This is a genomic window from Streptomyces sp. WMMC500 (assembly GCF_027497195.1).
Taxonomy (GTDB): domain Bacteria; phylum Actinomycetota; class Actinomycetes; order Streptomycetales; family Streptomycetaceae; genus Streptomyces.
On sequence record NZ_CP114905.1, the window covers coordinates 5,459,089 to 5,480,870 of the forward strand.

The 21,782-nt window shown below is 74.4% G+C and carries 16 protein-coding genes; 11 read left to right on the forward strand and 5 right to left on the reverse strand.

Translation table 11 applies throughout. The features are described 5' to 3' along the window. The first annotated feature begins 44 nt into the window (after positions 1-44). Positions 45-1,094 (forward strand): ATP-binding cassette domain-containing protein, encoded by a 1,050-nt coding sequence (locus tag O7599_RS23590; protein ID WP_281617604.1) that lies wholly within the window; start codon positions 45-47, stop codon positions 1,092-1,094. Next, complete coding sequence (locus O7599_RS23595; RefSeq protein WP_281617605.1) at positions 1,091-1,951, forward strand: ABC transporter permease; 861 nt, start codon at positions 1,091-1,093, stop codon at positions 1,949-1,951. The genes O7599_RS23590 and O7599_RS23595 overlap by 4 nt, the downstream gene beginning before the upstream one ends. Before the next feature lie 90 nt (positions 1,952-2,041). Here the strand turns inward: O7599_RS23595 and serC are convergent, their stop codons facing one another. Both serC and O7599_RS23605 read right to left on the reverse strand, forming a co-directional pair. Beyond that, positions 2,042-3,160, reverse strand: coding sequence for a phosphoserine transaminase (gene serC / locus O7599_RS23600; RefSeq protein ID WP_281617606.1), 1,119 nt, complete (start codon positions 3,158-3,160; stop codon positions 2,042-2,044). 195 nt (positions 3,161-3,355) lie between these two features. Continuing rightward, the gene (locus O7599_RS23605) at positions 3,356-4,717 is read right to left on the reverse strand and encodes an endo-1,4-beta-xylanase (RefSeq protein WP_281617607.1); all 1,362 of its coding nucleotides are present in this window, start codon (positions 4,715-4,717) and stop codon (positions 3,356-3,358) included. Positions 4,718-4,901: 184 nt separating this feature from the next. Here O7599_RS23605 and O7599_RS23610 point away from each other — a divergent pair, with 184 nt between their 5' ends. The 8 genes from O7599_RS23610 to O7599_RS23645 all read left to right on the forward strand — a co-directional run bounded on the left by O7599_RS23610 (position 4,902) and on the right by O7599_RS23645 (position 17,136). Then, positions 4,902-7,943, forward strand: a complete 3,042-nt coding sequence (locus O7599_RS23610) for an FAD-binding and (Fe-S)-binding domain-containing protein (RefSeq protein WP_281617608.1) — start codon at positions 4,902-4,904, stop codon at positions 7,941-7,943. A 149-nt stretch (positions 7,944-8,092) separates the two neighbouring features. Then, on the forward strand, positions 8,093-8,965 hold the full coding sequence (locus tag O7599_RS23615) for a TIGR03084 family metal-binding protein (RefSeq protein WP_281617609.1): 873 nt from the start codon (positions 8,093-8,095) through the stop codon (positions 8,963-8,965). Next, complete coding sequence (locus tag O7599_RS23620) at positions 8,962-10,668, forward strand: acyclic terpene utilization AtuA family protein (protein ID WP_281617610.1); 1,707 nt, start codon at positions 8,962-8,964, stop codon at positions 10,666-10,668. The genes O7599_RS23615 and O7599_RS23620 overlap by 4 nt, the downstream gene beginning before the upstream one ends. Beyond that, a complete protein-coding gene (locus O7599_RS23625) occupies positions 10,665-12,263 on the forward strand; it encodes a carboxyl transferase domain-containing protein (protein WP_281617611.1) in 1,599 nt (532 codons plus the stop codon). The genes O7599_RS23620 and O7599_RS23625 overlap by 4 nt, the downstream gene beginning before the upstream one ends. A gap of 59 nt (positions 12,264-12,322) precedes the next feature. Further along, entirely contained in the window at positions 12,323-14,455 is a 2,133-nt protein-coding gene (locus O7599_RS23630) for a biotin carboxylase N-terminal domain-containing protein (protein WP_281623487.1), read from the forward strand. After that, positions 14,452-15,618, forward strand: a complete 1,167-nt coding sequence (locus O7599_RS23635) for an acyl-CoA dehydrogenase (protein WP_281617612.1) — start codon at positions 14,452-14,454, stop codon at positions 15,616-15,618. Before O7599_RS23630 ends, O7599_RS23635 begins: the two co-directional genes overlap by 4 nt. A 34-nt stretch (positions 15,619-15,652) precedes the next feature. Next, positions 15,653-16,447, forward strand: coding sequence for an enoyl-CoA hydratase family protein (locus tag O7599_RS23640; protein WP_281617613.1), 795 nt, complete (start codon positions 15,653-15,655; stop codon positions 16,445-16,447). Further along, positions 16,435-17,136, forward strand: a complete 702-nt coding sequence (locus O7599_RS23645) for a TetR/AcrR family transcriptional regulator (RefSeq protein WP_281617614.1) — start codon at positions 16,435-16,437, stop codon at positions 17,134-17,136. The genes O7599_RS23640 and O7599_RS23645 overlap by 13 nt, the downstream gene beginning before the upstream one ends. Here O7599_RS23645 and O7599_RS23650 read toward each other — a convergent pair. From O7599_RS23650 to O7599_RS23660, 3 genes are all read right to left on the reverse strand, one after another. Next, on the reverse strand, positions 17,123-18,214 hold the full coding sequence (locus O7599_RS23650) for a hypothetical protein (protein ID WP_281617615.1): 1,092 nt from the start codon (positions 18,212-18,214) through the stop codon (positions 17,123-17,125). The two genes, O7599_RS23645 and O7599_RS23650, sit on opposite strands and share 14 nt — an antisense overlap. A 177-nt stretch (positions 18,215-18,391) precedes the next feature. After that, positions 18,392-19,288: a helix-turn-helix transcriptional regulator gene (locus O7599_RS23655; RefSeq protein WP_281617616.1), complete on the reverse strand. Its 897-nt coding sequence runs from the start codon at positions 19,286-19,288 to the stop codon at positions 18,392-18,394. A 106-nt stretch (positions 19,289-19,394) separates the two neighbouring features. Next, positions 19,395-20,507 carry a citrate synthase 2 gene (locus tag O7599_RS23660; RefSeq protein WP_281617617.1) on the reverse strand — a complete coding sequence of 371 codons (1,113 nt, stop codon included), beginning with the start codon at positions 20,505-20,507 and terminating at the stop codon, positions 19,395-19,397. 408 nt (positions 20,508-20,915) lie between these two features. Here O7599_RS23660 and pdxH point away from each other — a divergent pair, with 408 nt between their 5' ends. Continuing rightward, complete coding sequence (gene pdxH / locus O7599_RS23665) at positions 20,916-21,551, forward strand: pyridoxamine 5'-phosphate oxidase (RefSeq protein ID WP_281623488.1); 636 nt, start codon at positions 20,916-20,918, stop codon at positions 21,549-21,551. The last annotated feature ends 231 nt before the right edge of the window (positions 21,552-21,782 follow it).

Genomic DNA, 21,782 nt, shown 5'->3' on the forward strand with positions numbered 1-21,782 from the left:
TATGCGTAAATGAGTACGGCGTACTCAGATAGGGGAGGAAGAGCGTGAAGGCAAGCTCGGCCGACGCCGTCGTGGCGGACGGCGTGCAGAAGCGCTACGGAGAGAAGCGGGCCCTCGCCGGCTTCGACCTGACCGTGCCGTACGGGACGGTTTACGGCCTGCTGGGTCCCAACGGCGCCGGCAAGACCACGGCGGTGCGGATCCTGTCCACCCTCATCCGCCTGGACGGCGGCCAGGCCCGCGTCGGCGGGTTCGACGTGATGAAGGAGCCGGTCAAGGTGCGCCGGCGGATCGGCCTCGCCGGGCAGTACGCGGCGGTGGACGAGGTGCTGACCGGGCGGCAGAACCTGGAGATGTTCGCCCGGCTGTTCCACCTCGGCTCCCGGCGCGCCCGCGAGCGCGCGGCGGAGCTGCTGGAGCAGTTCGGGCTGACCGAGGCCGCGGACAAGGGCGCCAAGGAGTACAGCGGCGGCATGCGGCGCCGGCTCGACCTGGCGTCGAGCATGATCCTCGCGCCGGACGTGCTGTTCATGGACGAGCCGACGACCGGCCTCGACCCGCGCGGCCGCGGCGAGGTCTGGGAGGCGGTGCGGGACCTGGTGGCCGGCGGCACGACGGTGCTGCTGACGACGCAGTATCTGGACGAGGCCGACAAGCTCGCCGACCGCATCGCCGTCATCGACGAGGGCCGGACGATCGCGGACGACACCCCGGCCGCGCTCAAGAACAAGGTGGGCGGCGACCGTATCGAGGTCGTCGTCGGCTCCGCCGAGGAGATTCCGGACGCGGTGAAGGCCGTCGCCCGGGTCTCCGGCGCCGACCCGGCCATCGACCTGGAGGAGCTGCGGGTGCACGGCGCGGTCACCGACCGGGTCGCGGCGCTGACGGAGGTGGCGCGCACGCTGCAGGACGACGGGGTCGCGGTGGACGACATAGCGCTGCGGCGGCCCACGCTCGACGACGTGTTCCTGAGCCTGACCGGCCACACCGCGGCGGAGTCGGAGTCGGCGGAGAGCGCGGGCGGCAAGGAGAGCAGGAAGGCGAAGAAGGAGAGCGGGAAGGACGGCAGGAAAGAGGAGGCCCCGGTCGTATGAGCACCACCGTCACCGAAAGCGCCGCAGGGGAGAAGCGGCCCCGTCCCCCGGCCGGCGAGCAGGCCCCCGGCGGAGCGCTGAAGTGGGCGTTCGCCGACTGCTGGACCGTCGTACGCCGCGGTCTGCTGCACTACCGCCGGCAGCCGTCGAACATCGCCTGGCAGCTCGGCTTTCCCGTCGTCTCCGTGCTGCTGTTCGTGTACGTCTTCGGCAGCGCGATGGAGGGCGGCGCGGACGCCTACAAGTCGTACGCGATGCCCGGCATGTTCGCGATGACCATGGCCTTCGGGTTCATGAACACCGCCATGCTCATCGCCATCGACAAGGAACACGGCATCACCGACCGGTTCCGCTCCATGCCGATGTCCCCCTCCGCCGTCGTCAGCGGCCGGGGCGTCTCCGACCTCATCGGCGCCGCGCTCGACCTGGCGGTGATGGCGGCGATCGCGCTGGTCATCGGCTGGCGCTCGGACGGCACGGCGCTGGAGACCGTGGCGGCCTTCGCGCTGCTGCTGTGGCTGCGCTTCGCGCTGATCTGGGTCGGGGTGGTGCTCGGCCTGCTGACGCCCAACCAGGAGGCGGCGGGCAACCTCTTCGCGGTCGCGTTCCCGTTCGGCATGGTCTCCAGCGTCTTCGCGTCGCCCGCGGACATGCCGGACTGGCTGGGCGCGATAGCGATGTGGAACCCGGTGTCCTCCACCGCCAACGCGGTGCGTGAGCTGTTCGGCAACCCGGGTCGGCTGGGCGACTCGTGGATCGAGCAGCACGCGATGCTGATGGCGCTGGTGTGGCCGGTGCTGATCACCGCGGTGTTCCTGCCGCTGGCGGTGCGGAAGTACCAGCGGCTGTCGCACTGAGCGAGGCCCGGTTCGTACGGGAACGGGGCCCGCGGCACCGCCGCAGGCCCCGTTCCCCGGTCGGTCGGCGCTCGGGCCGTCAGCTGGGGCTCAGATCCGCTCGACGACGTAGTCGATGCAGCGGGTCAGGGCCTCGACGTCGGCGGGGTCGACGGCGGGGTACATCGCGACGCGGAGCTGGTTGCGCCCGAGCTTGCGGTACGGCTCGGTGTCCACGATGCCGTTGGCGCGCAGCGCCTTGGCGACGGCGGCGGCGTCCACGTCGTCGGAGAAGTCGATCGTGCCGACGACCTGCGAGCGCTGCGCCGGGTCGGCGACGAACGGCGTGGTGGCCTTCGCCTCCTCGGCCCAGTTGTAGAGCGTGCGGGCGGAGGCGGCGGTGCGGCGCACGGCCCAGTCCAGGCCGCCCTGCCCGTTCAGCCAGTCGAGCTGGTCGGCGAGGAGGAAGAGGGTGGCGAGGGCGGGGGTGTTGTACGTCTGGTTCTTGCGGGAGTTGTCGATCGCCGTGGGCAGCGAGAAGAACTCCGGCACGTGCCGCCCGGAGGCGTGCACCCGCGCGGCCCGCTCCAGCGCGGCCGGTGAGAACGCGGCGACCCACAGCCCGCCGTCGGAGGCGAACGACTTCTGCGGCGCGAAGTAGTACACGTCGGTCTCCGCCACGTCCACCGGCAGCCCGCCGGCCCCGGACGTCGCGTCGACGAGCACGAGCGCCCCGTCGTCGGCCCCGTCGACCCGGCGCAGCGGCATGGCGACGCCGGTGGAGGTCTCGTTGTGCGTCAGCGCGTACACGTCGGTGCCGGCCTCGGCCCGCGCCTCGGGGTGCGTGCCGGGCTCGGACGTGACGACGGTCGGCTCGTCCAGCCACGGGGCGAGCTTCGCGGCCTTGGCGAACTTCGAGGAGAACTCGCCGAAGGACAGGTGCTGCGACTTGCGCTCGATCAGCCCGTGGGTGGCGATGTCCCAGAACGCGGTGGACCCGCCGTTGCCGAGGATCACCTCGTACCCCTCGGGCAGCGAGAACAGCTCGCGCACGCCCTCACGCACCCGGCCGACGAGGTTCCGCACGGGAGCCTGCCGGTGGGACGTGCCGAGGAGGGAGGAACCGGTGGCGGCCAGGGCCTCGAGCGCCTCGGTGCGCACCTTGGACGGGCCCGACCCGAAGCGTCCGTCGGCGGGCTTGATGTCTGCGGGAATCTCGATCTCAGCCACGCCCGAAGCCTAAGGCCCCCCGAGGGCGCGACGGCGGTCCGTCCCACGCTCTGAGACACGAATCCCCACGTACCGGACCGGGTGCAGGCCGCCGCTTTCGGGCGGGATGTCGCCCGCGCGAGTGACGGTCACCGGCCGCGTCCGCCGGGGCCCGCCGGCGACGGCGGCCCCGGCGGACGCGGGTGTCAGCGGGTGTCAGCCGAGGGTCAGGGTGGCCGGGACCGGGTTGGTGCCCGTCCAGGTGCCGTTGAAGCCGAAGGTGACCGAGCCGCCGTCCGGCACGGTGCCGTTGTGGGTGGCGTTGGTGCACGTCACGCGGGTGCCGCTCTGCCGGCACGTCGCGTTCCAGGCGTGGTCGAGGCGTTGGCCCGCCGCGTAGTCCCAGGCGACCGACCAGCCGGTCAGCGAGTCCCCCTCGCAGCGGATGGTCACCGCCGCGGTGAAGCCGCCGTTCCACTCCTGGGGTACGGCGTAGCTCGCGTCGCAGCCCTCACCGGGGCCGGGGCCCGGCCCCGGGTCGCCGCCCAGGGCCTCGACCACCGCGTTGTACGCGACCTTCGGCTGGTAGTTGTCGTTCCAGAGGGTCGCCGAGCCCTCGCCGTCGAAGACTCCCGGCACCCAGGAGTACTTGTCGGGGAAGCCCCACACCGTGACCCCCACGCACCGGCTGACCGCCAGGCAGGCGTCGATGACGTTCGCGTAGTACTGCGACTGGGTGGCCTCCTTCGCCGCGCTGACCGGGAGCTGCATCCGCACGTCCAGCTCCGTGATCGCCACGTCGACCCCCAGGTCGGCGAAGCGCTGCATGTTCTGCCGCAGGTCGCTCGGGAAGCCGTACTGGATCGCCAGGTGGCCCTGGATGCCGACGCAGTCGATCGGTACGCCCTGGGCCTTCAGGTCGCGCACCAGGTTGTACATCGCGGTGCTCTTCGCGTTGACGCCCTCGATGTTGTAGTCGTTGATGCACAGCTTCGCGCCCGGGTCCGCCGCCTTCGCGGCGCGCAGCGCGTGGGCGACGAAGTCCTTGCCCATGGCGTTGTAGAAGGGGCTGGTGCGGAAGGTGCCGTCCTCGTTGAACGGCTCGTTGACCACGTCCCAGGCGTAGATGTCGCCCGCGTAGTGCCCGGCGACCTGCGTGACGTGGTTCTCCATCACCGACCGCACCTCGCCGCTCGGCAGGCCGGAGACCCAGCCGGGGAGCTGGCTGTGCCAGACGAGGGTGTGGCCGCGGACCGACTGGCCGTTCTGCCGCGCGAAGTCGACGACCCGGTCGCCGGGGCCGTGGTTGAACTGGCCGCGGGACGGCTGGACGGTGTCCCACTTCATCTCGTTCTCCGCCGTGACCTGGCCGAACTCGCTGCCCAGGATCCCGGTGTACTGGCTGTCGGAGAAGTGCGACGTCGCGGCGGCGGAGCCGATGAACTTGCCGTGCTGCTGGGCGAGCTGGTTCAGCGAGTCGGCGGCCTGCGCGGGCGTGGCGGTGCCGAGGCCGTACAGGCAGAGGGCGCCGGCGAGCGCGGCGAGCAGGGCCCTGGGCCTGCTGCGGAGTGTTCGCATGTTCCCCTTCTTCCCCCGCGGGCGGGCGCGGGCGGTGGTGGAGTGTGGGCGCCGGATCCGTGCGTGTGGTGCGTATCGAAACATTCGGGACTAGTTTCGAATCTTTCTGGGGTCGGACGTTAGAGGCGCGAGTGGGGCACGTCAATACGCGCGACGGGGCGGGGGTGTCCGGCACGCTGGGGCCATGGATACGCAGACGGGCGCGGACGCGGGTACGGACACCGGTGTGGATGCTGTGGCGCTGGAGCGGCGGCTGCGGGACGCGGTCCGCGGCGACGTGGGGTTCCGGACCCGGGACCGGGCCCTCGTCACCATGGACGCCTCCAACTACCGCGGCGTCCCCCTCGGCGTCGTCGCCCCCCGCGACGCCGACGACGTCGCCGCCGCGCTGGCCGTGTGCCGGGAGTACGGCGCGCCCGTCGTCGCCCGCGGCGGCGGTACGTCCATCGCGGGCAACGCCGTGGGCACCGGCGTCGTCCTCGACTTCACCCGGCACCTGAACCGGCTCGTCGGCCTCGACCCCGCGGCGCGCACCGCCGTCGTGCAGCCGGGGCTCGTGCTCGACCGGCTGCGGAGCGCGGCGGCGGAACACGGGCTGACGTTCGGGCCGGACCCGTCGACGCACAGCCGGTGCACCATCGGCGGGATGGTCGGCAACAACTCCTGCGGCTCGCACAGCGTCGCGTGGGGGACGACGGCCGACAACGTGCGGGCGCTGGACGTGGTGACGTACCGGGGGCGGGCGCTGCGGCTGGAGCGGGACCCGGGGGTGTTGCCGGGTCTTGAGGAGTTCGTGGCGGAGCACCTGGCGACGCTGCGCACGGGCGGGCGCACCGGCGGGTCCGCAGGCGGGAGTGCGGGCGGGCGTACGGACGGGCCGGCGCGCGGAGGCGCCGAAGGGCCCGACGCGGGCGCCGTACGGGACGGGGCCACCGGCGCCCTCGGTCCGTACCCCCGCGACCTCCCCGGCTGGCCCGACCTCCCCCGCCGCATCTCCGGCTACGCCCTCGACGCCCTCCTCCCCGAGCGCGGCGCCGACCTCGCCCGCGCCTTCACCGGCAGCGAGGGCACCCTCGCCGTCCTCACCGAGGCCACCGTCCGCCTCGTCGAGGCCCCCGCCGCCCGCGCCCTGGCCGTCCTCGGCTACGCCGACGAGTCCGCCGCCGCAGAAGCCGCCGCCGGGCTGCTGCCGCTGCGCCCGCTGACCGTCGAGGGCATGGCCGCCGACCTCGTGCCCGACGCGCACGCGCTGCCCCGCGGCGGCGCCTGGCTGTTCGTCGAGACCGGCGGCGACAGCCCCGCCGCCGCGCGGGCCGCCGCCGACGCGGTGTGCCGCGCCGCCGACGCCGTCGACCACGCCGTCGTCGCCGACCCCGCCGCGCAGCGCACCCTGTGGCGCATCCGCGAGGACGCCTCCGGCACGGCCACCCGCATGCGCGACGGCAGCGAGGCCTGGCCCGGCTGGGAGGACTGCGCGGTGCCGCCCGCGAGGCTGGGCGCGTACCTGCGCGACTTCCGCGCGCTGCTCGCCGCGCACGGGCTGCGCGGGCTGCCGTACGGGCACTTCGGCGACGGCTGCATCCACGTGCGCATCGACTTCGACCTGCTGACCGCGGGCGGCGTCGCCCGCTTCCGGGAGTTCTCGGGGGAACTGGCGGACCTCGTCGTCGCCCACGGCGGCTCGCTGTCGGGCGAGCACGGCGACGGGCGGGCGCGCTCGGAGCTGCTGCCCGCGATGTACGGGGACGAACTCGTCCGCCTCTTCGGCGGCTTCAAGGACCTCTGGGACCCCGACGGCGCCCTCAACCCCGGCGTGATCGCCCGCCCCGCCCCCCTCGACGCCGGCCTGCGCTTCGCGCCGCTGCCGCGGGGTCCGGTGCCGGTGGCGTTCGGGTACCCGCACGACGGGCCGGAGGGCGGCGACTTCGCGGCGGCGGTGCGGCGGTGCGTCGGGGTCGCCAAGTGCCGCAACCCGGCGGGGAGTCCGGGGGTGATGTGCCCGTCTTTCCGGGCCACGGGCGAGGAGCGGCACTCCACGCGCGGGCGCGCGCGGCTGCTGCACGAGATGCTGGCGGGCGAGGTCATCACGGACGGGTGGCGCTCGGAGGAGGTGCGCGAGGCGCTCGACCTGTGCCTGGCGTGCAAGGGCTGCCGCAGCGACTGCCCGGTGGACGTCGACATGGCCACGTACAAGGCCGAGTTCCTGCACCACCACTACGCCGGGCGGCGGCGGCCGATGGCGCACTACGCGATGGGCCGGCTGCCGCAGTGGCTGCGGCTGACGGCGGTGCTGCGCGCGGCGGGGGTGGCGAACGCGCTGGCCGGTGTACGGCCGCTGGCGGCGGTGGCGAAGCGGGTGGCGGGGCTGGCGGGGGAGCGGCCGATCCCGCCGATCGCGCGGGTGCCGCTGACGCGGGCGCTGGGCCGGGGCGGCGACGGGGGTGCCCGGGGCGCTGGCCGGGGCACCGATCGGGATCCGGACGTGCTGCTGTGGCCGGACACGTTCACGAACTACCTGTCGCCGGAGGCGGGTTCCGCGGCGCTACGGGTGCTGCGGGCGGCGGGGCTGCGGGTGGGGCTGCCGCGGGGGGCGGGGAAGGTGTGCTGCGGGCTGACGTACGTCTCCACGGGCCAACTGGACCTGGCCCGCAAGGCGATGCGGCGCACGCTGGACGCGCTGGAACCGGAGGGCGGAGCCGGGGGCGGCGGTACGGGCGGGGACGAAGCCGGCCCGCCGCTCGTCGTCCTCGAACCGCCCTGCGCCGCCACGCTCAGGACCGACCTCGTGGAACTGCTCCCCGACGACGCCCGCGCCCCGCGCCTGGCCGCCCGCGTCCGCACCCTCGCCGAAGCCCTCGAAACCGCCGCCCCCGACTGGACCCCGCCCCGCCTCGACCGCCCGGTCACCGGCCAGACGCACTGCCACCAGCACGCGATCCTCGGCGACGCCGCCGAACGCCGCCTGATGGCGAAGGCCGGCCTCGACGGGCAACTGGCCGCCGGCTGCTGCGGCCTGGCGGGCAACTTCGGCTTCGAACGCGGCCACTTCGAGGTCTCCGCGGCCTGCGCGGAGGACCAGTTGCTCCCGGCGGTACGCAGCGCACCCGAGAACGCCGCGGTCGTGGCGGACGGCTACTCGTGCCGCACCCAGCTCGACCAACTCGCCGGCATCCGCGCCCGCCACCTGGCGGAACTCCTGGCGGAAGGCCTGCCGGAGGAGGGGTGATCAGCCGGAGGGGAACCCGTCGGTGCAGGTGAGGCCCGAGAGGCGTCCGTGCCCCGGGTGATCACCGGTGAAATAATCCGGCAAGCACGCTTGCTTGTTTTTCCGGCCGCTGCCACCCTACTGCGCAGTAGTCACGAGGGGAGCGCACCATGGCGGGGCCGGAGATCATCTCCCTGCTCGACGACCTCCGCGACGAGAGCGCCGCGCTGGACGCCCTCGTCGCCGGGCTGCCGCCCGAGCGGTGGGCGCTCGACACCCCCGCCGCCGGCTGGACCGTCGCGCATCAGATCGCCCACCTGGCCTGGACCGACCGCGCCGCGCTCGCCGCGGCCGTCGACCCCGCGGAGTTCGAAGGGCTGCTGGCGCGCGCGCAGGAGGCACCGTACGACTTCGTCGACGAGGGCGCCGCGCGGGGTGCCGCGCAGGCGCCCGAGGTGCTGCTCGACCGGTGGCGGCAGGGGCGCGAGGAGTTGCGGCGGGTGCTGCTGGCGCAGCCGGCCGGCGTGCGGATGCCCTGGTTCGGGCCCGCGATGAGCGTGGGGGGCGTCGCCTCCGGGCGGTTGATGGAGACCTGGGCGCACGGGCAGGACGTCGCCGACGCGCTCGGTGTACGGCGCGAGCCCACCGCCCGGCTGCGGCACGTGGCCCGTATCGGCGTACGGGCGCGGGACTTCGCGTACGCGGTCAACCGGCTCGCGCCGCCCGCCGCCGAGTTCCGCGTCGAGCTGACCGCGCCCGGCGGCGGCGAGGTCTGGGCGTACGGGCCCGAGGACGCCGCCGAGCGCGTCACCGGGCCCGCCCTCGACTTCTGCCTCCTCGCCACCCAGCGCGTGCACCGCGCCGACACCGCGCTCGTCGCCGAGGGCGCGGAGGCGGAGCGCTGGCTCGGCATCGCCCAGGCGTTCGCCGGCCCGCCGGGCGGCGGGCGACGGCCGGCGGAGTCCGGCGCGGAGTCCGGCGCTGCCGCCCGTACCGCCCGTACCGACGGCACCGCCCGCACCGACCCGGAGGCCCGCCCGTGACCCTGCGAGTCGGCAACGCCTCCGGCTTCTACGGCGACCGCTTCGACGCCCTCCGCGAGATGCTCACCGGCGGCGAGCTCGACGTCCTCACCGGCGACTACCTCGCCGAGCTGACCATGCTCATCCTCGCCCGCGACCGCCTCAAGGACCCCTCCGCCGGCTACGCCAGAACCTTCCTCCGCCAGCTCGAAGAGGGCCTCGGCCTCGCCCACGACCGCGGCGTCGCCCTCGTCGTCAACGCCGGCGGCCTCAACCCCGCCGGCCTGGCCGAAGCCGTCCGCGAGCTGGCCGGGCGCGTCGGCGTGCCCGCCCGCGTCGCGCACGTCGAGGGCGACGACCTCACCGCGCGCGGCACCTGGCCGGGCGCCCTCGCCGCCCACGCCTACCTCGGCGGCGCCGGCATCGCCGCCTGCCTGCGGGCCGGCGCCGACGTCGTCGTCACCGGCCGCGTCACCGACGCCGCACTCGTCACCGGCGCCGCCCAGGCCCGTTACGGCTGGGCAACCGCGGACCCCGGCGACCCCACCAAGCCGGACGCCGCCGACCTCGACGCCCTCGCCGGCGCCGTCGTCGCCGGCCACGTGCTGGAGTGCGGCCCTCAGGCCACCGGCGGCAACTACGCCTTCTTCACCGAGCACGACGTCCGCCACCCCGGCTTCCCGCTCGCCGAGATCGAGCCCGACGGCAGCGCCGTCATCACCAAGCACCCGGGCACCGGCGGCGCCGTCACCGTCGAGACCGTCACCGCGCAGCTCCTCTACGAGACCGCGGGCGCCCGCTACGCCGGGCCCGACGTCACCGCCCGCCTCGACTCCGTACGCCTCGACCCCGACGGGCCCGACCGCGTGCGCATCACCGGTGTACGCGGCGAGGCACCGCCGCCCGCCCTCAAGGTCGGCCTCTCCCGCCTCGGCGGCCACCGCAACGAGGTCGTCTTCGTCCTCACCGGCCTCGACATCGACGCCAAAGCCGCCCTCGTCCGCGCCCAGATGGCCCCCGTGCTCGCCGGTGTCGCCGACGTCCGCTGGACCCTCGCCCGCACCGACCGCGCCGACGCGGACGTGCAGGAGGAGGCGTCCGCCCTGCTCCGCCTCGCCGTCCGGGACCCCGACGAGGCCGCCGTCGGCCGCGCCGTCAGCTCCGCCGCGATCGAACTGGCCCTCGCCAGCATCCCCGGCTTCCACGTCACCGCCCCGCCCGGCAGGGCGCAGCCGTACGGCGTCTTCGAGGCCGCCTACGTCCCCGCCGCCGACGTCCCCCACACCGCCGTGCTGCCCGACGGCACCCGCGTCCCCGTCGCCCCGCCGCAGCGCACCCGCGCGCTGGAGCCCGTACCGGAGCCGCCCCTTCCGCCGCCCCCTCCGCCGGGGCCGACGCGCCGCGCGCCGCTCGGCGCCGTGGCGGGCGCGCGCAGCGGCGACAAGGGCGGCAGCGCCAACGTCGGCGTCTGGGCCCGGAACGACGCCGCATGGCGCTGGCTGGCCCACACCCTCACCGTCGACCGCTTCCGCGCGCTCCTCCCCGAGACCGCCCCCTTCCCCGTCGTACGGCACGTCCTGCCGAACCTCCGCGCGCTCAACTTCACCGTCGACGGCCTCCTCGGCGAAGGCGTCGCCTCCCAGGCCCGCTTCGACCCGCAGGCCAAGGCGCTCGGCGAGTGGCTGCGCGCCCGGCACGCCGACATCCCCGAGGAGCTGCTGTGACCGTCCTGGCCTCGTCGCTGGACACCGCGGGCCCCGACTACGCGGCGCACCGCGGCGCGATGCTCGACAAGCTCGCCGCCCTCGACGCCGAGCACGCCAAGGCCGTGGCGGGCGGCGGCGAGAAGTACGTCGCCCGGCACCGCGCCCGCGGCAAGCTGCTCGTCCGCGAGCGGATCGAGCTGCTGCTCGACCCCGACACCCCGTTCCTGGAGCTGAGCCCGCTGGCCGGCTGGGGCTCCGACTACGCGGTCGGCGCCTCGCTCGTCACCGGCATCGGCGTCGTCTCCGGCGTCGAGTGCCTGATCACCGCCAACGACCCGACCGTACGCGGCGGGGCGTCCAACCCGTGGACGCTCAGGAAGGCGTTCCGCGCGCATGAGATCAGCCTCGCCAACCGGCTGCCGTCGATCCACCTCGTGGAGTCCGGCGGCGCCGACCTGCCGTCGCAGAAGGAGATCTTCATCCCGGGCGGGGCGCTGTTCAAGCACCTCACCCGCTCGTCCGCGGCGGGCATCCCCACGGTCGCCGTCGTCTTCGGCAACTCCACGGCGGGCGGGGCGTACGTGCCGGGTATGAGCGACCACGTGATCATGGTCAAGGAGCGCGCGAAGGTGTTCCTCGGCGGCCCGCCCCTGGTGAAGATGGCCACCGGCGAGGAGAGCGACGACGAGTCGCTGGGCGGCGCCGACATGCACGCCCGTACCTCGGGACTCGCCGACTACTTCGCCGTCGACGAGCCGGACGCCCTGCACACCGCCCGCCGCGTGGTCGCCCGCCTCGACTGGCGCAAGGCGCACCCCGACCCGCCGCCGGCCGCCCCGCCCGCCTACCCGGAGGACGAGCTGCTGGGCATCGTGCCGGGGGACCTGAAGGTGCCGTTCGACCCGCGGGAGGTGATCGCGCGGGTGGTGGACGGCTCGGACTTCGACGAGTTCAAGCCGCTGTACGGGACGAGCCTGGCCACCGGCTGGGCCCGGCTGCACGGCTATCCCGTCGGGATCCTCGCCAACGCGCGCGGCGTGCTGTTCAGCGAGGAGTCGCAGAAGGCGGCGCAGTTCATCCAGCTCGCCAACCAGCGCGACATCCCGCTGGTCTTCCTCCACAACACCACCGGCTACATGGTCGGCAAGGACTACGAGCAGGGCGGCATCATCAAGCACGGCGCCCAGATGATCAACGCCGTCTCCAACTCCCGCGTACCGCACCTGTCGGTGCTCATGGGCGCCAGCTACGGCGCCGGCCACTACGGCATGTGCGGCCGCGCCTACGACCCGCGGTTCCTCTTCGCCTGGCCCAGCGCCAAGTCGGCGGTCATGGGCCCGCAGCAGCTCGCGGGCGTGCTGTCGATCGTCGCGCGGGCGTCGGCGGAGGCGAAGGGCACGCCGTACGACGAGGAGGGCGACGCGGCGCTGCGGGCGATGGTGGAACAGCAGATCGAGGCGGAGTCGCTGCCGGTGTTCCTGTCGGGACGGCTGTACGACGACGGGGTCATCGACCCGCGGGACACCCGGACGGTGCTGGGGATCTGCCTGTCGGCGATCCACACGGCGCCGTACGCGGGGGTGCACGACGGATACGGGGTGTTCCGGCTGTGAACCCGCCCACCTCGACGACGGAGGACAGAACTCCCGTGACTCCCGTGACCGGAACTCCCGTGATCCGCACCCTCCTCGTCGCCAACCGCGGCGAGATCGCCTGCCGCGTCTTCCGCACCTGCCGCGAGCTGGGCATCACGCCCGTCGCCGTGCACTCCGACGCCGACGCGGGCGCGCTGCACGTACGGGTGGCGCTGGCCGCGGGCGGCGCGGCGGTCCGGCTGCCGGGGAACGCGGCAGCGGACACATACCTGCGGGCCGACCTGCTGGTCGCCGCTGCGCGCGCGGCGGGCGCCGACGCGGTGCACCCCGGCTACGGGTTCCTCTCCGAGAGCGCGGAGTTCGCGCGCGCGGTGACCGCGGCCGGGCTGACCTGGGTCGGGCCGCCGCCGGAGGCCGTCGAGGCGATGGCGTCCAAGACGCGCGCGAAGGAACTGATGGGCCTCGCGCCCTTCGACCCGGAGAAGGCGGTCGAGTCCGACCTGCCGCTGCTGGTCAAGGCGGCGGCGGGCGGCGGCGGGCGCGGCATGCGGGTCGTACGCGCACTCGTGGAGCTGGACGCCGCGCTGGCTTCCGCGGCGGCGGAGGCGGAGGCGGCGTTCGGGGACGGCGAGGTGTTCGTCGAGCCGTACGTCGAGGGCGGCCGGCACGTGGAGGTGCAGGTGCTGGCGGACGCACACGGCGGCGTGTGGACGCTGGGCACGCGCGACTGCTCGCTGCAGCGGCGGCACCAGAAGGTGGTGGAGGAGGCCCCGGCGCCCGGGCTGGCGGCGGGTGTCGTCTCGTCGCTGGAGGAGACGGCGGTACGGGCGGCGCGGGCGATCGGGTACGTGGGCGCGGGGACGGTGGAGTTCCTGCTGGCGCCGGACGGGCGGGCGCAGTTCCTGGAGATGAACACGCGGCTCCAGGTCGAGCACCCGGTGACGGAGGCGGTGTACGGGGTCGACCTCGTCGCGCTGCAACTGTGCGTGGCGGAGGGCGCGCCGCTGCCGCCGGACCCGCCGCGGCCGTCGGGCCACGCGGTGGAGGCCCGCCTCTACGCGGAGGACCCGGCGGCGGACTTCGCCCCGCAGACGGGCGTGCTGCACAGCCTGATGCTCCCGGCGGCGGCCGGCCCGCCCCGGACCTCGGAGGGCGGCTCGTTCCCGGCCGCCAGGGGCGTCCGTGCGCCGTACACCGCCGGGGGCCCGGGGCGTAGCCCCGGCGGAGCCCCGGTTTCGGGAAGGGGTGGGATCGGGGAACCCCCCACCCTCCGCCTCGACACCGGCTACGCCGCCGGCGACACCGTCACCCCGTACTACGACGCCCTGCTGGCCAAGGCCGTCGTCCACGCCCCCACCCGAGCCGAGGCGATCCGCGCCCTGACCTCCGCGTTGCGCGGTGCACGGATCCACGGCCCCACGACCAACCGCGACCTCCTCGTCCGCTCGCTGGGGCACGAGGAGTTCGCACGGGCGCAGATGACGACCTCGTTCTACGACCGGCACCTCCCCGAGCTGACCCGCCCGCCCCGCGACGAGCCCACCGCGCCGACCCCCCTCCACCTCGCCGCCCTCGCCGCCGCGCTCGCCGACGCCGCCGCCCGGCGGCAGGCCCCCGGGGGCGTGCTGCCCGCGCGGTTCGGGGGGTGGCGCAACATCGTGTCGCAGCCGCAGGCGAAGACGTACCGGGCCGAGCCCGGCGGTGCCGAGGTCGAGGTGCGCTACCGCCTCACCCGCGACGGCGTACGCGCCGACGACCTGCCCGGCGTGCACGTGCTCGCCGCGGCGCCCGGTCGCGTGGTGCTCGAAGTCGCCGGTGTCGCCCGCGCCTTCGACGTCGCCGGGTACGCCGGAGGCCACCCCGCCTACGTCGACGGCCCGCACGGTTCGTACGCCCTGCGCCCCCTCTCCCGCTTTCCCGACCCCCGCGCCGACACCCCGCCCGGCTCCCTCCTCGCGCCCATGCCCGGCACCGTCGTCCGGCTCGCCGACGGCATAGCCCCGGGACGGTCCGTACAGCAGGGCCAGCCGCTCCTCTGGCTGGAGGCGATGAAGATGGAGCACGAGGTCGCCGCCCCCGCGACCGGCGTGCTCAGCGCCCTGCACGCCGCACCCGGCCGGCAGGTCGAGGTCGGCGCGCTGCTCGCCGTAGTCGAAGAAGCCGTCGTCGAAGACGCCCCGCCCCGCGACCAGGAAGGCACCCAGCCATGACCAGCGCCGTCCTCGAACCCCAGGAGCACCGCGACCTCCGCGCCGCCGTCGCCGCGCTCGGCGCCCGCTACGGCCGCGACTACTTCACCGCCGCCGTCCGCGACGGCCGGCACACCGACGAGCTGTGGGCCGAGGCGGGCAAGGCCGGCTACCTCGGCGTCAACCTCCCCGAGGAGTACGGCGGCGGAGGCGGCGGCATCGCGGAGCTGGCGATCGTACTGGAGGAACTCGGCGCCGCCGGCTGCCCGCTGCTCATGCTCGTCGTGTCCCCCGCCATCTGCGGCACCGTTATCGCCCGCTTCGGCACCGAGGACCAGAAGCGGCGGTGGCTCCCCGGACTCGCCGACGGCACCCGCAAGATGGCCTTCGGCATCACCGAGCCCGATGCCGGATCCAACTCCCACCGCATCACCACCACCGCCCGCCGCGACGGCGGCGACTGGGTGCTGACCGGCCGCAAGGTGTTCATCTCCGGCGTCGACATCGCCGATGCCACGCTCATCGTCGGCCGCACCGAGGACGCCCGCACCGGCACGCTCAAGCCCTGCCTGTTCATCGTGCCGCGCGACGCCGAGGGCTTTCAGCGGGCGCGGATACCCATGGAGCTGCACGCCCCGGAGAAGCAGTTCGAGCTGGTCCTCGACGACGTGCGGCTGCCGGCTGACGCCCTCGTCGGCGACGAGGACGCCGGCCTGCTCCAGCTCTTCGCGGGCCTCAACCCCGAGCGCATCATGACCGCCGCGTTCGCGCTCGGTCTCGGGCGGCAGGCGGTGGCGCGGGCCGTCGACTACGCCCGCACGCGCCAGGTGTGGAAGGGCGGCGCCATCGGCGTGCACCAGGCCATCGCGCATCCGCTCGCGCAGGCGCACATCGAACTGGAGCTTGCCCGGCTGATGACGCAGAAGGCCGCGGCGCTGTACGACGCCGGTGATGACACGGGTGCGGGCGAGGCGGCGAACATGGCGAAGTACGCGGCGGCCGAGGCGGCGGCGAAGGCCGTCGACCAGGCCGTGCACACGCTCGGCGGCAACGGGCTCAGCACGGAGTACGGTCTTGCCCAGATGCTCACCGCGTCCCGCGTGGCCAGGATCGCCCCGGTCAGCCGGGAGATGATCCTCAACTACGTGTCGCACCAGACGCTGGGCCTGCCCAAGTCGTACTGACGCCGCCGACGTACCGAAGGAGCGCCCCCACGCCATGACCGACGCACCCGCAGGACCGGCCGCCGCCGGCACGCCCCTCGTCCGGACCGCGCGCGACGACCGCGGCGTCCTCACCCTCACGCTCGACTCGCCCCACAACCGCAACGCGCTCTCCGCGCGCCTCATGGCCGAGCTCCACGAGGGCCTCGGGGCAGCCGCGGAGGACGACGACGTACGGGCCGTGCTGCTCACCCACACCGGCAACACCTTCTGTGCCGGCGCCGACCTCGGCGAGGCCACGGAGGCGTCCGTGGCCACCGACGGGCCGCTGGCGCTCGCGCGGCTGCTGCGCGCGGTCGTGGAGTGCCCGAAGCCCGTCGTCGCCCGGGTCACCGGGCACGTACGGGCCGGGGGCCTGGGGCTCCTCGGCGCGTGCGACGTCGCGGCGGCGGGTACGGGCGCGACGTTCGCGTTCACGGAGGCGCGGCTCGGGCTCGCGCCCGCGGTGATCTCCATGCCGTTGCTGCCGCGCCTCGACGCCCGCGCGGCGGCCCGCTACTACCTCACCGGCGAGCGCTTCGGGCCGGAGGAGGCGGCCCGTATCGGGCTGCTCACGCTGGCGGGCGACGACGTCGACGCGCTGCTCGCGCCGGTGCTCGACGGGCTGCGGGCGGCGTCGCCGCAGGGCCTCGCGGCGTCGAAGCGGCTGGTCACGGGCGAGGTGCTGCGCGCCTTCGACCGGGACACCGAGCCGTTCGCGGAGCTGTCGGCGTCGCTGTTCGCGTCCCCCGAGGCCCGCGAGGGCATGACGGCGTTCCTGGAACGCCGGGAGCCGAAGTGGTCCCGCTGACGGACGCTCCCCGGCAGCCGCGGGGCCGCGGCCCGCAGCAGGACCGCAGCCGCGCGACGCGGCAGCGGCTGCTGGAGGCGGCGGTCGCGTGCCTGGCCGAACTCGGCTGGGGCGGGAGCACGGTCAGCGTGGTCGCGGAGCGCGCGGGGGTCTCGCGGGGCGCGGCGCAGCACCACTTCCCGACCCGGGAGGACCTGTTCACGGCGGCGGTGGAGCACGTGGCGGCGGAACGCTCGGCGGCGCTGCGCGCGCTGCCCCCGGCACCGGGTGCGGTGCCGGGGGCGGGGGCGGGGGATCGTGTACGGGCCGGGGCGGCGGATCCGGTACGGGCCGAAGCCACCGCCACGGTCGTCCGCGGGATCGTCGACCTCTACACCGGTCCGCTCTTCCGCGCCGCGCTCCAGCTCTGGGTCGCCGCCGCCAACGAGGAGCAGCTCCGCCCCCGCGTAGCCGCGCTGGAGGCCCGCGTCGGGCGCGAGGCCCACCGCATGACGGTGGCGCTGCTCGGCGCCGACGAGTCGGTGCCGGGCGTGCGGGAGACGGTCCAGGGCTTCCTCGACATGGCCCGCGGCCTGGGCCTGGCGACCCTGCTCACCGACGACAGCGCCCGCCGCGACCGCGTCGTGGCGCAGTGGTCGCACCTGCTGACGGCGGCACTGGCGAAGAGCCGCCCGCTCACCGGTCCTTGACGGGCGTCAGGGCGAACCCGTCGTTGGGCTTGCCCGCGAGGAGGTCGGCCAGTCCGCCGCTCAGCGCGTAGGTCGTCCCGCCCGGTCCCTCGGTCACGTCGCTGGTGACGGGGTCCTCGACGGTGTCGGTGACCTTCACCGTGGCCTCCTGCCAGCCGTCGCGCGGCTGCACGTGCTGGACCTGCGCGGGCTTGCCGGACAGCAGGCCGCTGCTGATCGCCGTGATCGAGCCGTCCTCCAGGAGCCGCATACCGGCCGTGGGCGACGCCAGCGGCGCGGAGAGCTTCACCTTCTCCGCCTGTTCGGGGTGCTGGACGGGCACGCGCACCAGGGAGCCGTCGGCCATGGCGATGATCAGTTGGTCGCCAGCCGCGTACTCCACCGCCGCCATGCCCACGTCGTCAAGGAAGTCCGGGATGTCCAGCTCGCCCTGGAGCAGGTCGTTCTGCAGGAAGATCGAGGCGTTGCCGTCGGGGTCGATGCGGAACACCGTCGGGGTCAGCTCGTCGACGGCGTACGCGGTGCCGTCGGGCGCCACCGTCACGTCGGAGATCAGGTGCCGCTTGCCGTCCAGGGTGAGCGCGGTCAGGTCGGTGCACCAGTTCTGCTTCCCGGTCTCCAGGTCGTAGCTGCCGACACCGGCGACGCGGAAGGGGTCGTCCTTGTCGGAACGGCCCGCGGTGCCGTAGTCCACGTTGCTGACCAGGATGCGGTTCCGCTCGCGGTCGACGTTGACGGCCTGCGCCGACACGATCTCCGGGTCGTCGATGAAGGTGCGCACCTTTCCGTCCGGTGTGACGGCGGAGACCGTGCCGTGCTTCAGGGAGCCGGCGTAGAACGTCTTCGACGGCACGTCGAAGTCCAGGGAGTGCGGGAACACCTCCGGACCATCGGCCTCGATGACGCCGGGTGCCTGCTCCTTGCCCGGCGCGTTCTGCCTGCTCTGGTCCATCCGGGGCCGCTCGGATCCGGATTCGGATCCGGTGGAGGAATCGCTCGCGGCCAGCGCCGTTCCGGTGGCGACGGCGGCGACCACTGCGGCGGTCGCGAGGGCGATCCTGAGCTTCGTCTTCTTCATGGTTCTCGTTCCTCGTGAGAGTTGAGTGGCCGGCAGTGAGCCGGGAGTGAGGGGGAGGGTTCGGATTCGGAAGGGCAGTCGGGCGCGCCAAACCCCCGCGGCACGCGCGCATGCGGTACCGCGGTCGACGGACGGCCGAATCAGGAGTGCTGTGGAGGGGGGCGCGTGCCGGGGCGCCTACATCGGGGTGCGGGCGGTCGCCGGCTCGTCAGTGGTGGGTCCGGTGCTCTGGTTGAGCAGGTGCAGTGCGGCCTGGGAGGCGGAGTCGGGCGCCGCCGTCGTCACCACCACGCGGATTCCCTGTTCGTGGGGCACCGGCAGCGAGTGCTGCAGGACGTCCATCTCCCCGACCACCGGATGGCGCATCCGGTATTCGGTCATGCCCCACGCGCGCACCCGGTGCTCGGCCCACAGCGTGGCGAACTGCGGGCTGCGCATGGTCAACTCGCCGATCAGGGATGCCAGATGCGGGTCGTCCGGGAACTCGCCGACCGCCTGCCGCAGCTTGCCCACCACGTCCCGCGCCTTCCTGGGCCAGTCCGCGTACAGGTCCTTCGTGTGGGCGTCCAGGAAGATCAGCCGGGCGGTGTTGGGCCGCGTGGCCGCATGATCCGGGCTGTCCGGCGCCAGGTGCCCGGCGATCAGCGCGTGCCCGGCCCGGTTCCACATCAGGACGTCCGAGTACCGGCCGACGACGACCACGGGCGAGTCCCCGAACGCCGCCACCAGTTGGCGTACCGCCGGGGTGACCCGTTCGGCGGGGAGCCGGCGGCGCCGCTTCCGGGGCTCGCCGGACAGGGTGTGCAGGTGGCGCCGCTCCGCGTCGTCCAACCGCAGAGCCGTGGCCAGCGCGTCGAGGACCTGCGGCGAGGCGTTGAGCGACAGCCCCTGCTCCAGCCGGATGTAGTAGGCCTCGCTGACACCGGCCAACTGGGCCAGTTCCGCGCGCCGCAGCCCCGGCACCCGCCGGCGGTCGCCGTAGTCCGGCAGGCCCACGTCCGCCGGCTTCAACCGGGCCCGGCGCGTGGACAGGAACTCACCGAGGGGGGACCTGCCGTGTGTCGTCTTGTCCATGCGCTCGAGTATGGGGAGTCCCGCCACGCCTAGCCTGCCACTGTGAGTAGCAGACACGGGAGACCCGGCGGCCCTTCGGGCCTCCGCCCGCCCGGCGGACGGCTCCTCAGCCCGCTCCGCCCGACTCCGCCTCCGCGTAGCCCTCGATCTCCCGCGGCGAGCGCGACCCCGGCCCCACGTACCGCGCCGACGGCCGCACCAGCCGCCCCGTGCGCTTCTGCTCCAGGATGTGCGCCGACCACCCCGCCGTCCGCGCGCACGTGAACATCGACGTGAACATGTGCGCCGGCACCTCCGCGAAGTCCAGCACGATCGCCGCCCAGAACTCGACGTTCGTCTCCAGCACCCGGTCGGGGCGCCGGGCCCGCAGCTCCGCCAGCGCCGCCTTCTCCAGCGCCTCCGCGACCTCGTACCGCGGCGCGCCGAGGTCCTTCGCCGTCCGCCGCAGCACCCGGGCCCTGGGGTCCTCCGCGCGGTAGACGCGGTGGCCGAAGCCCATGAGCCGCTCGCCGCCGTCCAGCGCCCGCCGGACGTAGCCCTCGGCGTCGCCCGTGCGCTCGATCTCCTCGATCATCCCGAGCACCCGTGAGGGCGCGCCCCCGTGCAGCGGCCCGGACATCGCGCCCACCGCGCCGGACAGCGCCGCCGCCACGTCGGCGCCCGTGGAGGCGATGACGCGGGCGGTGAAGGTGGAGGCGTTCATGCCGTGTTCCGCGGCGGACGTCCAGTAGGCGTCGACGGCGGCGACGTGCTTGGGGTCGGGCTCGCCGCGCCAGCGGATCATGAACCGCTCGACGACCGTACGGGCCTTGTCGATCTCCCGCTGCGGCACCATCGGCAGCGCCTGCCCGCGGGCGGACTGCGCGACGTACGACAGCGCCGTGACGGCCGCCCGCGCCAGGTCGTCGCGGGCGCGCGGCTCGTCGATGTCGAGCAGCGGGCGCAGCCCCCAGACGGGCGCGAGCATCGCCAGCGCGGACTGGACGTCGACGCGGATGTCACCGGAGTGCACGGGGATGGGGAAGGGCTCGGCAGGCGGCAGGCCGGGTTTGAACGCGCCGTCGACCAGGAGACCCCAGACGTTGCCGAACGAGACGTGCCCCACCAGGTCCTCGATGTCCACTCCGCGATAACGGAGCGCGCCGCCCTCCTTGTCGGGTTCGGCGATCTCCGTCTCGAAGGCGACGACTCCCTCAAGACCGGGTACGAAGTCGGACATCAGGCGGCTCCCTACTGTGTTGCGTGCGCTGCCGGGGGGTGTGCAGCGGCGGACGGGTCGGCCCCAGGCGTGGTGTGAGCGGTGCGGGGTGTGCGGTCCGGGATGTGATGGTGGGGGGTGTACCTGCCGGCCAGGCTCCGCGGCGCCGTCGCTCGCGGTCCGAAGCGTGCATTCCGGCCACCATAGCCGGGGGTGTGGGCTTTCCACAGTGGTCGGGCGGCCGTTCTGTCGGGTTGCCCACATGCGGCAGGGCGTGAGATCGGGCACACTCCCCGCCGATCCCGGCCCGGAGGGTTACGGGGTGCGCCGGGCGGGCAAACTCCCGCCCCGCAACGGCCGCTCATACGGCAAGATGTGTGGGTGCGCCACGTTGACGTTGACACCGAACGTTCCCTCGATCCGGCCGCCATGCGCGCGCACTACCGCGCCGCGGGACTGTCGGAGGACTCCCTCGCCGCCGATCCCTTCGAGCAGTTCGGCCGCTGGTTCCGGCAGGCCGAGCAGAGCGGACTGCACGAACCCAACGCGATGGTCGTCTCCACCGCCGACGCCGAGGGCCGGCCCAGCTCCCGCACCGTACTGCTGAAGCAGGTGGACGAGCGGGGGTTCGTCTTCTACACAAACTACGGTTCGCGCAAGGGCCGCGAGCTGGCCGCCAACCCGCACGTGTCGCTGCTCTTCCCCTGGCACCCCGTCGCCCGCCAGGTGATCGTCGCGGGCGCCGCGGAGCGCACGGGCCGGGACGAGACGGTGGCGTACTTCCGCACCAGGCCGCACGGCTCGCAGTTGGGCGCGTGGGCGAGCGAGCAGTCGTCGGCGGTGGCGTCCCGGGCGGAGCTGGACCGGATGTACGCGGAGCTGGCGGACCGCTACCCGGAGGGCGAGCAGGTGCCGGCGCCGCCGGAGTGGGGCGGCTTCCGGGTCAGGCCGCGGACGGTGGAGTTCTGGCAGGGCCGCGAGAACCGCCTCCACGACCGCCTCCGGTACGTACGCACCGAAGGCGCGGCCGGCGGCGGCTGGACGGTGGAACGCCTCTGCCCGTAGCGGCACGGGACACAGCCGGCGGGCCCGTCCCGGGCCCGCCGCACAAAAGGGCGACCCGCGGCCCATTCCCCTTGAGGGGAGCCGGTCGGACGTACCGGCGGACCGCGGGTCGGGTGAACTGCTTGGGATAAGGGCCGGCTGGGCGCGTCCTAGGCGCCCCGGTCCGGCATTGCGCTCAAGCGCGACGGCGGACCACTAGCCCGCAGTCACCTCACGCGTCCGGTACTTCAT

What these genes read in the sequence shown, in the direction of transcription:
- O7599_RS23615 (WP_281617609.1), top strand. Translation starts at nt 8,093, where the DNA reads ATGGCGGGGCCGGAGATCATCTCCCTGCTCGACGACCTCCGCGACGAG.
- O7599_RS23640 (WP_281617613.1), top strand. Translation starts at nt 15,653, where the DNA reads ATGACCGACGCACCCGCAGGACCGGCCGCCGCCGGCACGCCCCTCGTC.
- O7599_RS23605 (WP_281617607.1), bottom strand. Translation starts at nt 4,717, where the DNA reads ATGCGAACACTCCGCAGCAGGCCCAGGGCCCTGCTCGCCGCGCTCGCC.
- O7599_RS23650 (WP_281617615.1), bottom strand. Translation starts at nt 18,214, where the DNA reads ATGAAGAAGACGAAGCTCAGGATCGCCCTCGCGACCGCCGCAGTGGTC.
- O7599_RS23610 (WP_281617608.1), top strand. Translation starts at nt 4,902, where the DNA reads ATGGATACGCAGACGGGCGCGGACGCGGGTACGGACACCGGTGTGGAT.
- O7599_RS23595 (WP_281617605.1), top strand. Translation starts at nt 1,091, where the DNA reads ATGAGCACCACCGTCACCGAAAGCGCCGCAGGGGAGAAGCGGCCCCGT.
- O7599_RS23655 (WP_281617616.1), bottom strand. Translation starts at nt 19,288, where the DNA reads ATGGACAAGACGACACACGGCAGGTCCCCCCTCGGTGAGTTCCTGTCC.
- O7599_RS23660 (WP_281617617.1), bottom strand. Translation starts at nt 20,507, where the DNA reads ATGTCCGACTTCGTACCCGGTCTTGAGGGAGTCGTCGCCTTCGAGACG.
- pdxH (WP_281623488.1), top strand. Translation starts at nt 20,916, where the DNA reads ATGCGCGCGCACTACCGCGCCGCGGGACTGTCGGAGGACTCCCTCGCC.
- O7599_RS23635 (WP_281617612.1), top strand. Translation starts at nt 14,452, where the DNA reads ATGACCAGCGCCGTCCTCGAACCCCAGGAGCACCGCGACCTCCGCGCC.